We start from the raw sequence: 12,327 nt of genomic DNA on the forward strand, positions 1-12,327 counted from the left end.
TTTGATCGCGACGAACCATGATCGACAATCGCAAGACGGCTGAAGACACGACGACGGAGATGGACCCGGTTCTGGATCATCTCCGTGCGGGATTTCTGTCCCTCTACAGTGTAGGGGTGAGGAACCGCTCGACTTATTCGAGCATCCTGAAGCAAGCCTTGTTGGCGCACCCGCATCTGCTTTCGACTTGGACGGTCTGGGAACCGAATGCCCTCGACGGGAGGGATGAGGCCTACCGGACGACGGTCGGGCACGATGAGAGTGGTCGCTTTGTGCACTGCTGGCATCGCGCCCATGGAAAACAGGAGTTAGTGCCGGTCGTGGACTACGACGCGCCGCTCCGCGGAAAATGGTACACACTCCCAAAGCAGAAGATGATGCCCTGCCGCCTGGATCCGATTCCGTACCGCTTTGGCAAGTTGCACGTGTGCATCACGAGCACGATCGCGCCGTTGATTCTCGAAGGGAAATTTTTCGGCGTGGTGGGAATTGACCTCAAGGCCTCGAAACATTCGGAAGGATGTCGCAAAGCCATCGCCTCCGGGAAGTGCCCGGCATGGCCAATGAGCGGGAAAAGACACCCGGACCTGACTCCCCGGGAGCACGAGGTCTATCACTGGATGCGAAACGGGAAGACGAATGAAGAGATCGGAATGATCCTTGGCATCAGCCACCACACGGTCAAAAACCACATCGAGCACATTTTTCAAAAAATCGGGGTCAATAATCGCTACGAAGCGATGCTGGCGGCCTCCTGAACGCGAGCGTAGGGCTGCGGCTAGGTTACCTTCAAGTCCTGGCCGATAGCGTTGGCGAGGACCCGTGGTGGAGTTGCTTCCGCGGGCACAGCGAGACGTGGATGTCGGCGTCCGAAGTAGGGCCGTAGCTTCAGCTGCGCCCCGCGCGTCGCCTCACCGCCGTGAGCCCAATTCCGTGTATGAAATCGATCCTCGCTCCGGGGAACCCCCCCCAGAATGCGGAAAGTCGATCATGTTCTTCGTTTGCCGTTTCAGCCAGCGGATGTCGCGCAGCTAAAGCTGAGCGACTACGAAAGACGGCATCCCCAGTAGGGCCGTAGCTTCAGCTGCGCCCCGCGCGTCGCCTCCCGGCCGTGAGCTCAATTCCGGGTAGGAAATCGATCCGCGCTCCAGAGAACCTCCCCGGAATTCGGAAAGTCGATCGTGTTGTTCGTTTGCCGTTTTAGCCAGCGGATGTCGCGCAGCTAAAGCTGAGCGACTACGGAAAGACGGCGTCCCAGTAGGGCCGTAGCTTCAGCTGCGCCCCTCGCGTTGCCTCCCGGCCGTGAGCCCAATTCCGGCTATGAAATCGATCCGCGCACCAGAGAACCTTCCCGGAATTCGGAAAGTCGATCGTGTTGTTCGTTTGCCGTTTCAGCCAGCGGATGTTGCGCAGCTAAAGCTGAGCGACTACGGAAAGACGGCGTCCTAGTAGGGCCGTAGCTTCAGCTGCGCCCCTCGCGTTGCCTCACCGCCGAGAGCCCAATTCCGGGTATGAGATCGATCCGCGCTTCGGGGAACCTTCCCGGAATCCGGTATGTCGACAGTGTTGTTCGTTTGCCGTTTCAGTCAGCGGATGTCGCGCAGCTAAAGCTGAGCGACTACGGAACGGTGGCGTCCCGCGTCACCTTACATCGAGGCATGGCTCGCATCTCAATTTTTTCGCTTGGGTCCGCTTTGCGCGACTCTTGGCTCGTCCAAGACGACGGCTCTTGATAACGGAAAGGAATGCGGGAAAAATCAGATTGGATTGAGAATCTTTATGATCGTCTGGCGAACCAGGAAGATGCTCGCGTCTGCAAGGCCATCAGCGAGGACGCCTGTCGTGAGGTTCCGGGAAATTTTTTCCTGCAGCTCATCAGCAACACGCTGACCAAGGTCGGGGATCGTTTGGCGAATCCTAAGACGACTTTAGCCTGGCTTTTGGAGGCTTTTGGAGGCGCCATCGGTTTTTACCGGACTGATTGTTCCTCTCCGCGAATCAGGATCGTTGCTTCCCCAGATTCTGATAGCCGGATTTATTCGGCGGCTGGGCGTGCGCAAGTGGGTCTGGGTGGCAGGATCGGCGGCTCAGGCTCTGTGCGTCGCTGGAATGGGACTGGTTGCCCTTTCTTTGGAGGGCTCGCTGGCGGGCTGGTCGTTGATCGTCCTGCTGGCCGTTTTCAGTCTGGCCCGAGGGCTATGTTCCGTCGCCTCGAAGGATATTCTTGGAAAAACGATTCCGAAGTCCCGCCGAGGTCGGCTGAAGGGATGGATGAGCTCGGCGAGTGGATTCATCGCCATGGGGTTCGGAGCATTTTTGATTGGAGAGGCGTGGACGGGGTCTTCCGAATCTTCGGTTGGAATCTACGCCTTGTTGCTTTTCGTTGCCGCGTTTCTTTGGGCAGTGGCCGCAGGAGTTTATTCCCGGTTGAAAGAATTCTCGGGGGAGACCGAGGGTGGAGGAAATGCCATTTCGGAGGCGCTGGATCAGATTCGGTTGTTGAAAACCGATGAAAATTTTCGGCGGTTTGTTGGGGTGCGGGCCTTGGCCATCGGGTCGGGGATGGGCGCTCCGTTTGTCATCTCTCTCGCACACCAGAGTTTGGGGGGATCTGCTCTCTGGCTGGGAATTTTCGTGATGGTCGATGGTTTCGCTGCGCTTCTGTCGGCTCCCGCTTTGGGAAGATGGGCGGACCGTTCCAGTCGAAATTTGTTGCGAGCCTCCATGCTCATCATCGGAGCTTTGCTTCTGGGAGTGAGCGTTCTTCCCTTTTTGGCTTTGCCGGAACCAGCTCTGGCGGTCCTGTTCCCCTTAATCTTCTTTCTTCTCGGGATCGGACACAGTGGGGTCCGATTGGGGAGAAAAACCTACTTAGTCGATTTTGCCGAGGGGAACCGGCGTACGGCTTACGTGGCGGTGAGCAATACCGTCATCGGAGTTTTACTCCTTTTCTCGGGAGCCTTGACGGGGCTGGTGGCCCTTCTTTCGGTTCCGGCGGTGCTCGTGCTCTTTTCTCTGGCGGCAGTTTTGGGTGCCTGGGGGGCTCGAAAGCTCCCGGAGGTCTCAGAAGGATAGGCGGACCGTCGTTGAATCGCGATCTTCTCCGGAAAAGCGTGGAGATTCCGGAGAAATGAGCCGGATCGGGTGCAAAATTCACCCCCCCTAGGAAGGTCTTCCTATTGGCTCGGAGCCCAGATCTTGATAAGCTGAGGTCATGGGAAGCATTACAGGGAGTAACGGATGGGTAAAAGGTTTCTTCCGGGGGTGGTTTGATTTTCAATCCCCGATCTCCAGATCGTCGAAGATCTGTTTGTTGATCATCGCTTGGACGGTCTTTTTGTTGATCTGGCAGTATTATCCGCGCCCGGAGTCCATGGTGCGGTTGGTTCCGACGGCCAGTGATGTGGCGGTCACCATCAAGGAGCTCTTTGCCGAACAATTTTTTATGGACGATGTGATTGCGAGCGTGAAGCGGATCAGCATCAGCTTTGGAATCGCCGTCCTGATCGCGCTCCCATTGGGGATCGCGATGGGAACTTTTCCGGCGGTCGAGGCGTTTTTCAATCCCATCGTCTCGCCGATGCGCTACCTCCCGGCCCCTTCCTTCATTCCTTTGCTTCTCGCCCTTCTTGGAACAGGGGATAATCAGAAGGTCGCTCTCCTCGTGATCGGGGTCGTCTGGTTCCTGATCAGTCTTTTAATGGAGGATGCGAAGCGCGTCCCCAAGGAGCTGGTGGAGGCCTCGCGAACATTGGGCGCCGGAAAGATCAAGGCGATCACTTCGGTGATCATCCCCTCCGCCTCTCCCTATTTTATCGACACCATGCGCCAGTTGTTGGCGGTTAGTTGGACCTATCTGGTGATCGCTGAAATCGTAGCCTCCACCGACGGGATCGGCGCAGTCATGATGCGCGCCCGTCGGGTGGTTGGCATGGATACCATCATGGCCTGCATCCTTATGATTGGGGTGCTGGGCTTCTGCTCGGACTGCCTGATACGGGGACTGCGCTGGCTCTTGTTCCCTTATCTGCGGAACTCGAAATAATTCTAACTCACTAAAAAAAGAAAAAAAGATATGAAGAAAAAATACGGTAAGATCGCCCTCGCAATGGGCCTCTCCCTTCTCATGGGCAACGCGCTTCTCGGTGCGGACAAGTCCACGGTCAAGGTTTCGCTCTTCTCATGGCCGGGTTACGGCTTTTGGTATATCGCTAAGGAAAAGAATCTCGCTCCCGATATCGATTTTGACATTCAGATCATCGAGGATCCCTACGAAAGTTTTGGGCAGATGACTGCGGGGCGCATCGACATTTCGTCGAGCACTTCCGAATACGGACCGATTGCCGCGGACGCCAAAAATGGCATTAAGCTCGTAGCTTTCACCAATCCATCGACCGGGACAGACAAGATCATCCTCGCTCCTGGCGAAGAGTCTGCCAAAGGCCTGAAAGGGAAGTCGGTCGCTGTTCTTGAAGGAGGACTGACTCAGGTTTTCATGGCCCTCTGGCTCGAGAAGAACGGCGTCAAATACGATGAAGTCAGCTACGTGAACGTCATCATGGACGATGCGGTTGCGGCGATGGTCAGTGGCGAAGTCGCTGCTGGTGAATTCTGGGAACCTTTCGGCGGTGCAGTGCGCGATGCCCTCTCCGGCACCAAGGTGATGGCCACCTCCTCGGAAAAGGAATGGCTCGAAACCGGTCTCCTCGGAGATGGGATGTACATGAGCACGCAGTTCATCGAAGAAAATCCGGAAGTGGCGAAGAAAGCCATGAAAGCTTACTGGGATGCAGTTGACTGGTGGCGGGAAAATCCCGACAAGGGCAACAAGATCATCGCTAAGGCCATTCGCTTCAAGGTGAGCGATGTCGAAGAGATCCTCGGAAACTCTCCTGAGCCGATGAGTGCCGGCATCTATTGCTTCAACATGGAAGAAGCCGCCCAATACATGGGACTTGCCAAAGGCACTCCTCCGTTGGGACTGAAGAACGGTCAAATTCAAGAGCACTGGGACATCCTCAGTGAGTGGTGGAAGAAGTTTGGTTTTACCAAAGCGAAGTATCCTATCGAGGCTGGGGTCAGCTTTGAACCGCTCAAGAGCCTGGTTAGCGAGTAATCCATTAAGTCGAATCAACAAGGAGCAAAGATTATGGAATCAGCTGCTACATTTTTCCAAGAAGCGACGGTCAAGGGGGGAGGCTCTCCCCTGACCGGACGCAACGGCCTCGGAAGCCCGGACTACCAGTTCCGCAATACCAAGAAGAAAGTGCCACTGGATGAGCTGTTGAAGCAGATCCAGGAGATGGCCGACCTTCCTCTCGAAGAGAGCAAGACTCTCCCTGCGGAGACCTATACCAGCGAGGAATTCCTCGATTGGGAAATCGAAAACGTTCTCGGTGGGGGATGGATGTGCCTCGCCCACCAGTCCCAGATCCCGAAACCGGGGGACTTCATCAATATGGACATCATGGGTGAGCCGATGATCGTCGTCCACGGTAAGGACGGGGAGTTCCGGGTTCTCTCGCGAGTCTGTCCGCACCGGGCCATGGACATCATGCCCCCCGGATTCGGCTACGATGGACACGGGCCCGCCGAGGCCCGTGACGGGAAGTCAGATTGTGGGCATACCCGCATTTTCCTCTGCCCGTATCACCACTGGAGCTTCGAGCTCGACGGGAAGATGAAAGGCGGGCCGGAAATGCACAAGGCGAAGAACTTCTGCCGTCAGGATGTGGGGTTGAAAACCTACCGCTCCGAAGTTTGGCAGGGATTCATCTTCGTGAATATCTCCGGGGATGCCGAGCCACTGGCCGAGCAATACCAAGAACTCAAGAAGGATGTTCAGGGTTGGCAGATGGAGGACATGGATGTCGTCATTGCGAAATCATGGGACTGTCCCTTCAACTGGAAGGTCCTCGTCGAGAACTTCATGGAGGGCTATCACCACATGGGAGCGCACTGCAAGACACTGCAGCCCTTGATGCCCGCACGCGATACCTGGACGGATGGCGAGCATTCTCACTCGGTTCGAGTGAATCTGCCTTACCGCGACAGTGTTCCGACTACAGGGGATTCCGATTTTGAGGCAATCCCAACTCTGGACCCTGAGCACTATCGCCAGATGGCGGTGTTTCTCGGCCAGCCGACCTTCTTGCTCTTCACGGCGCCGGACCGGGTTTTCTGGTATCGCATTGAGCCAATCAGTGCTGATCGCAGCCGTCTGTTGACGACCTGCATGGTGCCGAAAAAGGCCAAGGAGGATCCGAAGTATGACGAGAAGATGGAGGAAGCCGAGAAGATGCTCGTCGACTTCCACCTCGAGGATATGGAGGTCTGCACTGCGGTTCAGCGTGGCTTTTACGCCAAGGGTTACCAGCGGGGACGGCTCAGCCACTTGGAAATGCCTCTGTGGTTGATTCATCGATACTATGCGGCCCGTGCCCGGGGGACTTATCCGACGTTTGACCGTCCAGCGGCTCCCTCGCAGGCTCCGTCCTGAACTTCAAAGGAAATGAGAGTCTTGATCGAGACAGACATGATTGAGGTGCCCTCCGGGACCTTCCTGATGGGAGAGAACGAGGAGGATAAGTACGCAAACGACACGGAACGGCCGCGCCATGAGGTGAGCGTTGATCGGTTCGAGATCGGGCGGGATCCGGTGACGATCGGCCAGTTTCGGGTCTTCCGTCCGGATCACGAACCGGGACTCCCCGAGGATTGGCCGGCCGCGAATGTCTCTTGGCTGGACGCTCAGGAGTACTGCAAGTGGCTCGGGTGGGGGTATCGACTTCCCACTGAGGCCGAGTGGGAGTTCGCGGCGCGAGGGGGGACTCAGTCCCCCTATCCACACGGCACGGTCCTCGAGATCGAACACGCCAATTTCTACTACGACGAGCGGGGGAATCGGGTGGGCCTCGGACATCGATCGCCGGTGGGGTCCTATCCTCCCAATCGGTTCGGTCTTCACGACATGCTTGGCAATGTTTGTGAATGGGTCGAAGATGAGTGGACTCATATGTACGGCGCCACCGAGGAGGGGAGTGGGTCGGTGACCCAGCTCAATACGCACCGGGTTCTTCGGGGCGGAGCCTGGGATTATCTCCCGCGCCTCCTACGCGTGTCCTGGAGGGATTGCCTGGCGCAAACCGTCCGTCGGGACAATGTCGGCTTCCGCATCGCTCGAAGCTTGGATTCCTAGGAAGGAAAAGAGATTTGGCCCGAAACTCCTCCCCTGCAAGCAGGGGAGGGGGACCCCCGACGATGTCGGGGGTGGAGGGGTTCCGGTCGAGCGCATTCATCCGTAAACATTCTTTCGAACAGCTCCACCTTGCATTTAGAAACTTTATTCTGCCACACAAGTCTCTTGCTTCTCACCTTTCGATTGTTGATAGGTCTTCTTCCGCGGAAGCAGCCATTCCATCGGGGCGGACTAAAGTCCGCGCTCCAGGAACATCGTTTTCACCGACCGCTCTTCCCAACAACTGACGCTGGTCCCTACATGATTAAGTGTGCAATCCAATTTTGCACCAAACTCCTCCCCTGCAAGCAGGGGAGGGGGACCCTCGACGATGTCGAGGGTGGAGGGGTTCCAGTCGAGCGCTCTCATCCGTAAACACTCTTTCTCAATGACTTTATGAACGTACAACTATTTAAAACACTTTGGGGGCACTCCGGGCCCTATGCTACAGCAGCCGATCAGGTCGTCGCAGCGGGGTTCCAGGGCTTCGAGGGGCCCATTCCCGCTGGAGGTCCGGAGCGCGCAGAGTTTCTCGAAGCACTTTCGTCGCGGGATCTCCTCTACATCGGAGAAATTTCTACAACTGGATTTGCGGTGCCCGACCCGGGATCCACGGTCGAGGATCACTTGGAAGCTTTTGAGCGGATTCTGGAAAGTAGTCTGGAGGCGAAGCCGATCTACTTCAGTTCCATGGCGGGAAACGATCTATGGTCTTTTGCGGAAACGATCGATTTCTTTACCAAGGCCTGGGAGATCGCCCAGAAGTTCCAAGTCCGGGTTGGATTCGAAACCCATCGCAGCCGGAGTCTCTATCATCCGATTGTGACCAAAAACCTTTTGGCCGAACTTCCTCCGATCGAATTGACCCTCGACATCAGTCACTGGTGCAACGTCTGCGAGCGCCTGGTCCTCGACGAGCTGCCGGAGGTCTTGGAATTGATCTCGGAACGGGCTCTCCACATTCAACCCCGGATCGGTTATGATCAGGGAGCACAGGTGCCGGATCCCCGCGCTCCTTTATACCAACCGGCGGTGGAAGCACACATTCGCTGGTGGAAGTCCGTGTGGAAAAGTCAGAAGGAAAGGGGATTCGAGCGGATCACCATGACCCCGGAGTTCGGTCCGGACGGCTATCTCCAAGTCGATCCCTACACAGAAAAGCCCGTTGCCGATCTTTGGGAACTCAACCAATGGGCTGGTCACCGTATGAAGGAAGAGTGCCTCGCTTTCTTGGGTGAATGATTTTCCCCATCCAAATTTGATTCCGTAGAAGAAATCGAATTCGTAGAGGGAAGGATCGTGTCCGAACCCTGAGCGGAAAGACAGCGATGGGGAGCAGGAATGTTCCCCATCTCTGTTTTCCGTTCTAATAGAAAGAAGTATGAACCGATTAGCTGGACGCCTTCGGAAGATTTTTCTCTGGATCCGGGCCTGGTGTATAGCGGTTGATCAAGAGAAGGTAGAAAATGCCGAGGTGAACTAGCTGCGCCATGACCGCGCTCCAGTTCTCGATGAGGCCTGAGCCGAACATCAGAACGCCCATTAAAAGGGCTCCTGCAGCGAGCCCCCATCGGATGAACTTTCCTCCCAAAAGGATCAGGATTCCGGAGGCAGCTTCGACGATAGGAATGACGAATCCTGCCGCCAGGGAAGGATATCCACTGAGAAGCGTTTCGGCAAACTCGGAGGAAATCCCCTCAGCAAAAGATCCCAACTTGGGGAGTCGGACCGCTCCATGCATGAAGAAACCGAGTCCGAGGCTGATCCGGCAGCAGAGGTAGGCAAGTTTGTGATTGTCCATGAAGAAGAGGGCTTTGGTTTGCGATTTTAAGTAACCAATGCGGCCGTCCGGATCGGTCAAATGGGTTGCGGTGATTCAGCAGATATTTCGATTGTGAATTGGGTTCCTGATACGATCCCTTCCGTTTTCATTGTGAATGTAATAATGCCTTCAGTTCATCCAGGGGACCGTCGCCGGATTTGTATCCAAACCGCGAGGCTAAAAAAATTAGGCATCTGGCCCAACACGGAATTCCACTGGATTTGAGGTCGAAAGAATGAACGAGATTGCACCCCGATTCGTCCCGACGGGAGAGGGTGTAGGATTCGTCAGCGCTACGGGAGCGTCCCTTGCGGTCGTGAAAAAAGTAGCGGAGGAGCAGGGATTTTTCGGGCTCGAGCGTTACGATCTTGCCGAGGGTTTCGGTAGGCGGACCGGATAATTGAAAAACGGCGCGGAATTCGGCGCCCTCCTCAAATTTGCGAGGAGAACTCGCCTCCACACATTTGGAATTCCAGGCTGGCAGGTTGCCTGGGTCTCGAATGATCTCCCAGACTTGGGCGCAAGAATTCGGAAGATTCATTTTTTCCTGCAAGATCATACGAAGATGGGAAGGAACTCAGGTCGGGCTATCCATGCTTTCCAGCTCGGCCAATCGTTTCCGCAAGCGTGCTTTCTCGGCTTCGATCGATTCGGGATAGGGGGCTGACGGGGTTTTAGCGGTAGCGATCGACTCCGGTTCTTCGATGATGTGGTCGTTGGTGAGGTACACCCCACTCATCATGGACGTCTTTACGTGGGCCTGATGAATTCTTCCCTCTTTGTCCTTAAAGACAATCTGGTAAATCCGGGAGTCCTTCTCGCCAAACCATCCCGGACCAAAGGGATCCCAGCTTTTGTCGAGGAGCTCGTATCCTTGTTCGCGGATGTAGCGTTCGACGCGTTCGCCGTCGAAGGATCCCGCCGCCATGCGAATGATGATCGCGAGGACGATGAAAAATCCGAAGATCAAAAAAATCTCAGAACCCATGACGATCGATCTAGCGAGCTTTGGTGAAGACCCCGGCGAAGTAGAGGCCGACCAGTGAGATCAAGACAGGGCCAACGACTTGGCCGATCGTTCTGGCGGAATCCGCCCCGGCCCCGTTTTGAGTCATCAGGACTTGCACGGCGGCAATGATGCCAATTGCGAAAAGGAGCCATCCGACGGTCTTGCTCACCTTTTGTTTGTAGGGGTTGTCGTTCATGATGAGTTTTTCTGAGATATCTTGATTCGTCTTCGACGGATCCAGTTTTTTCCTGTTTCTCGAAAATAGGTATAGATGAGAGTGATTAGAAGAAAGGAAAGAAGCCAGACTGTAGGTTTTTGGTAGAGGCGGGACAGATCACAATTTAACTGGAGATTTTTCCAGAAAATGGGGTCGAGGTTTATTCTATTTTCAGGAGAGCTTGGATCCTGGGCCGAGATCTGAGAATAGAGAATACGGGTTTTCTCGGAGACGATGCGTTGGGCTTGCGCACTGATAATAAAAGTTAAGATCCAAAAGTAGGTTATGGAAACAAAAGCGAGCCACCAGAAGAGGCGCATGATCACCTTTCCCGATAACTTCTTTAGAATTTGGATCAAATCAATGAGCTTAGCGTCTCAAGGATGAGACTGGGGAAGAATCCGAAGAATAGCTAATTTGCGGGGATATCTTTGCATTCTCATTCTTAGACTCCGGAGCGAGAAGAATATACAGAATCATTCCAAACCAATTCAGAACGCAGAGAACGATAGTCCAACAGATTTTGTCGGTAGGGTTCATGTCTTCACTTTTGAGGTGCGCAATGAGGCACCACAACCAAGCGATTTCCACTAGAAAACCGATGCAAATGAAGGGAATCAGAAAACTACGAACTTTGTCCGGACCCAATAGTTCGGAGAGAGAGATGTCGATCAAGGCAATCATGGAGGGGTGCTCTAATTTCTGCTTCTTCCATAGGACCGGGAATTGGAGCTGGAGGCAATGATTCTTTCTCTCCGTACCGTGCATCCCTCTGAAGCAGAATAAACGGCTGCGCCGCAGCGGAACGGAGGATCCAGGGAAAATCCCGCCACACCACTGAAGACCTCGGAAGTCCGAAGTAGTGAGAGCATCCTGCTCTCTCACACGTAGGAACGGGCAGGTTTCGTTCTCCCGCCGGCTACTCCTCGGTGAAGCGCCGATAGAGATCTGCATAGTGTCCTTTTTCGGATAGGAGGTCGCGGTGATTGCCGCGCTCGCTGATCTCGCCTTGATCGAGAAGGAGGACCTGATCGGCTTCGCGGATGGTCAATGGAGGATCCAGGGAAAATCCCCGGCACAGCACTAAATACTCCGGAAAGCCCAAAGTAGTGAGAGCATCCTGCTCTCTCACGCGTAGGAGCGGGCAGGATTCGCTTTTACGCTACTACTCCTCGGTAAAGCGCCGATAGAGATCTGCGTAGTGTCCTTTTCCGGAAAGGAGGTCGCGGTGATTGCCGCACTCGATGATCTCGCCTAGATCGAGAACGAGGACCCGATCGGCTTTACGGATAGTCAGTGGAGGATCTAAGGGAAATCCCCGGCACAGCACTGAAGACGTGGGAAGTCCAAAGTAGTGAGAGCATCCTGCTCTCTCACACGCAGGAACGGGCAGGATTCGCTTTTACGCGACTACTCCTCGGTAAAGCGCCGATAGAGATCTGCGTAGTGTCCTTTTTCAGAAAGGAGGTCGCGGTGATTGCCGCGCTCGATGATCTCGTTTTGATCGAGAAGGAGAACCTGATCGGCTTTACGGATAGTCAATGGAGGATCCAGGAAAATCCCCGCCACAGCACTGAATACGTCGGAAATCCAAAGTAGTGAGAGCATCCTACTCTCTCACGCGCAGGAACGGGCAGGATTCGCTTTTACGCTACTACTCCTCGGTAAAGCGCCGATAGAGATCTGCGTAGTGTCCTTTTCCGGAAAGGAGGTCGCGGTGATTGCCGCACTCGATGATCTCGTTTTGATCGAGAAGGAGAACCTGATCGGCTTTACGGAGGGTCAATGGAGGATCCAGGGAAAATCCGGGCCACAACACTGAATACGTGGGAAGTCCAAAGTAGTGAGAGCATCCTGCTCTCTCACGCGCAGGAACAGGCAGGGTTGGTTTTCCCGCCGACTACTCCTCGGTGAAACGCCGATAGAGATCTGCATAGTGTCCTTTTTCGGAAAGGAGGTCGCGGTGATTGCCGCACTCGATGATCTCGTTTTGATCGAGAAGGAGAACCTGATCGGCTTTACGGAGGGTCAATGGAGGATCC

General features: G+C 55.0%; 16 protein-coding genes. 9 read left to right on the top strand and 7 right to left on the bottom strand.

The features are described from left to right. Nucleotides 1-17: 17 nt before the first annotated feature. The 8 genes from H5P30_RS18275 (at nt 18) to H5P30_RS18310 (ending at nt 8,479) form a co-directional block, all read left to right on the top strand. Complete coding sequence (locus tag H5P30_RS18275; protein WP_185694355.1) at nt 18-758, top strand: LuxR C-terminal-related transcriptional regulator; 741 nt, start codon at nt 18-20, stop codon at nt 756-758. Between the two features lie 753 nt (nt 759-1,511). Then, nucleotides 1,512-1,733, top strand: coding sequence for a hypothetical protein (locus tag H5P30_RS18280; protein ID WP_185694356.1), 222 nt, complete (start codon nt 1,512-1,514; stop codon nt 1,731-1,733). A 274-nt stretch (nt 1,734-2,007) separates the two neighbouring features. After that, the gene (locus tag H5P30_RS18285; RefSeq protein WP_221774401.1) at nt 2,008-3,075 is read left to right on the top strand and encodes an MFS transporter; all 1,068 of its coding nucleotides are present in this window, start codon (nt 2,008-2,010) and stop codon (nt 3,073-3,075) included. Between the two features lie 139 nt (nt 3,076-3,214). Next, complete coding sequence (locus tag H5P30_RS18290) at nt 3,215-4,045, top strand: ABC transporter permease (RefSeq protein WP_221774402.1); 831 nt, start codon at nt 3,215-3,217, stop codon at nt 4,043-4,045. A 30-nt stretch (nt 4,046-4,075) separates the two neighbouring features. Beyond that, a complete protein-coding gene (locus tag H5P30_RS18295; protein ID WP_221774403.1) occupies nt 4,076-5,116 on the top strand; it encodes an ABC transporter substrate-binding protein in 1,041 nt (346 codons plus the stop codon). 33 nt (nt 5,117-5,149) lie between these two features. Next, nucleotides 5,150-6,499: an aromatic ring-hydroxylating oxygenase subunit alpha gene (locus H5P30_RS18300; protein WP_185694357.1), complete on the top strand. Its 1,350-nt coding sequence runs from the start codon at nt 5,150-5,152 to the stop codon at nt 6,497-6,499. Nucleotides 6,500-6,511: 12 nt separating this feature from the next. Beyond that, complete coding sequence (locus tag H5P30_RS18305) at nt 6,512-7,198, top strand: formylglycine-generating enzyme family protein (protein ID WP_185694358.1); 687 nt, start codon at nt 6,512-6,514, stop codon at nt 7,196-7,198. A gap of 435 nt (nt 7,199-7,633) precedes the next feature. Further along, complete coding sequence (locus H5P30_RS18310; RefSeq protein ID WP_185694359.1) at nt 7,634-8,479, top strand: sugar phosphate isomerase/epimerase family protein; 846 nt, start codon at nt 7,634-7,636, stop codon at nt 8,477-8,479. Nucleotides 8,480-8,627: 148 nt separating this feature from the next. Here the strand turns inward: H5P30_RS18310 and H5P30_RS18315 are convergent, their stop codons facing one another. After that, the gene (locus tag H5P30_RS18315) at nt 8,628-9,038 is read right to left on the bottom strand and encodes a DoxX family protein (protein ID WP_185694360.1); all 411 of its coding nucleotides are present in this window, start codon (nt 9,036-9,038) and stop codon (nt 8,628-8,630) included. A gap of 256 nt (nt 9,039-9,294) precedes the next feature. On the opposite strand from H5P30_RS18315, the gene H5P30_RS18320 reads away from it, so the two are divergent. Next, nucleotides 9,295-9,459 (top strand): hypothetical protein, encoded by a 165-nt coding sequence (locus H5P30_RS18320; RefSeq protein ID WP_185694361.1) that lies wholly within the window; start codon nt 9,295-9,297, stop codon nt 9,457-9,459. Nucleotides 9,460-9,636: 177 nt separating this feature from the next. On the opposite strand, the gene H5P30_RS18325 is transcribed toward H5P30_RS18320, so the two are convergent. From H5P30_RS18325 to H5P30_RS22315, 6 genes are all read right to left on the bottom strand, one after another. Beyond that, nucleotides 9,637-10,047, bottom strand: coding sequence for a hypothetical protein (locus tag H5P30_RS18325; protein WP_185694362.1), 411 nt, complete (start codon nt 10,045-10,047; stop codon nt 9,637-9,639). A gap of 10 nt (nt 10,048-10,057) precedes the next feature. Beyond that, on the bottom strand, nt 10,058-10,264 hold the full coding sequence (locus H5P30_RS18330; protein ID WP_185694363.1) for a hypothetical protein: 207 nt from the start codon (nt 10,262-10,264) through the stop codon (nt 10,058-10,060). A gap of 390 nt (nt 10,265-10,654) precedes the next feature. Next, nucleotides 10,655-11,239: a PLD nuclease N-terminal domain-containing protein gene (locus tag H5P30_RS22775; RefSeq protein ID WP_354586553.1), complete on the bottom strand. Its 585-nt coding sequence runs from the start codon at nt 11,237-11,239 to the stop codon at nt 10,655-10,657. Beyond that, entirely contained in the window at nt 11,205-11,417 is a 213-nt protein-coding gene (locus H5P30_RS18340; protein WP_185694365.1) for a hypothetical protein, read from the bottom strand. Before H5P30_RS18340 ends, H5P30_RS22775 begins: the two co-directional genes overlap by 35 nt. 278 nt (nt 11,418-11,695) lie before the next feature. After that, complete coding sequence (locus H5P30_RS18345) at nt 11,696-11,893, bottom strand: hypothetical protein (protein WP_185694366.1); 198 nt, start codon at nt 11,891-11,893, stop codon at nt 11,696-11,698. A gap of 46 nt (nt 11,894-11,939) precedes the next feature. Further along, nucleotides 11,940-12,071, bottom strand: a complete 132-nt coding sequence (locus tag H5P30_RS22315; RefSeq protein ID WP_281388099.1) for a hypothetical protein — start codon at nt 12,069-12,071, stop codon at nt 11,940-11,942. Nucleotides 12,072-12,327 lie beyond the last annotated feature (256 nt).

This window comes from Puniceicoccus vermicola (assembly GCF_014230055.1).
Classification (GTDB): Bacteria; Verrucomicrobiota; Verrucomicrobiia; order Opitutales; family Puniceicoccaceae; genus Puniceicoccus; species Puniceicoccus vermicola.

Coding starts and splice junctions, on each gene's coding strand:
- H5P30_RS18290 (WP_221774402.1), top strand. CDS start 3,215: ATGGGAAGCATTACAGGGAGTAACGGATGGGTAAAAGGTTTCTTCCGG.
- H5P30_RS18280 (WP_185694356.1), top strand. CDS start 1,512: ATGAGATCGATCCGCGCTTCGGGGAACCTTCCCGGAATCCGGTATGTC.
- H5P30_RS18300 (WP_185694357.1), top strand. CDS start 5,150: ATGGAATCAGCTGCTACATTTTTCCAAGAAGCGACGGTCAAGGGGGGA.
- H5P30_RS18330 (WP_185694363.1), bottom strand. CDS start 10,264: ATGAACGACAACCCCTACAAACAAAAGGTGAGCAAGACCGTCGGATGG.
- H5P30_RS22775 (WP_354586553.1), bottom strand. CDS start 11,239: ATGCAGATCTCTATCGGCGCTTCACCGAGGAGTAGCCGGCGGGAGAAC.
- H5P30_RS18345 (WP_185694366.1), bottom strand. CDS start 11,893: ATGCTCTCACTACTTTGGATTTCCGACGTATTCAGTGCTGTGGCGGGG.
- H5P30_RS18315 (WP_185694360.1), bottom strand. CDS start 9,038: ATGGACAATCACAAACTTGCCTACCTCTGCTGCCGGATCAGCCTCGGA.
- H5P30_RS18305 (WP_185694358.1), top strand. CDS start 6,512: ATGAGAGTCTTGATCGAGACAGACATGATTGAGGTGCCCTCCGGGACC.
- H5P30_RS18310 (WP_185694359.1), top strand. CDS start 7,634: ATGAACGTACAACTATTTAAAACACTTTGGGGGCACTCCGGGCCCTAT.
- H5P30_RS18325 (WP_185694362.1), bottom strand. CDS start 10,047: ATGGGTTCTGAGATTTTTTTGATCTTCGGATTTTTCATCGTCCTCGCG.
- H5P30_RS18320 (WP_185694361.1), top strand. CDS start 9,295: ATGAACGAGATTGCACCCCGATTCGTCCCGACGGGAGAGGGTGTAGGA.
- H5P30_RS18295 (WP_221774403.1), top strand. CDS start 4,076: ATGAAGAAAAAATACGGTAAGATCGCCCTCGCAATGGGCCTCTCCCTT.
- H5P30_RS18275 (WP_185694355.1), top strand. CDS start 18: ATGATCGACAATCGCAAGACGGCTGAAGACACGACGACGGAGATGGAC.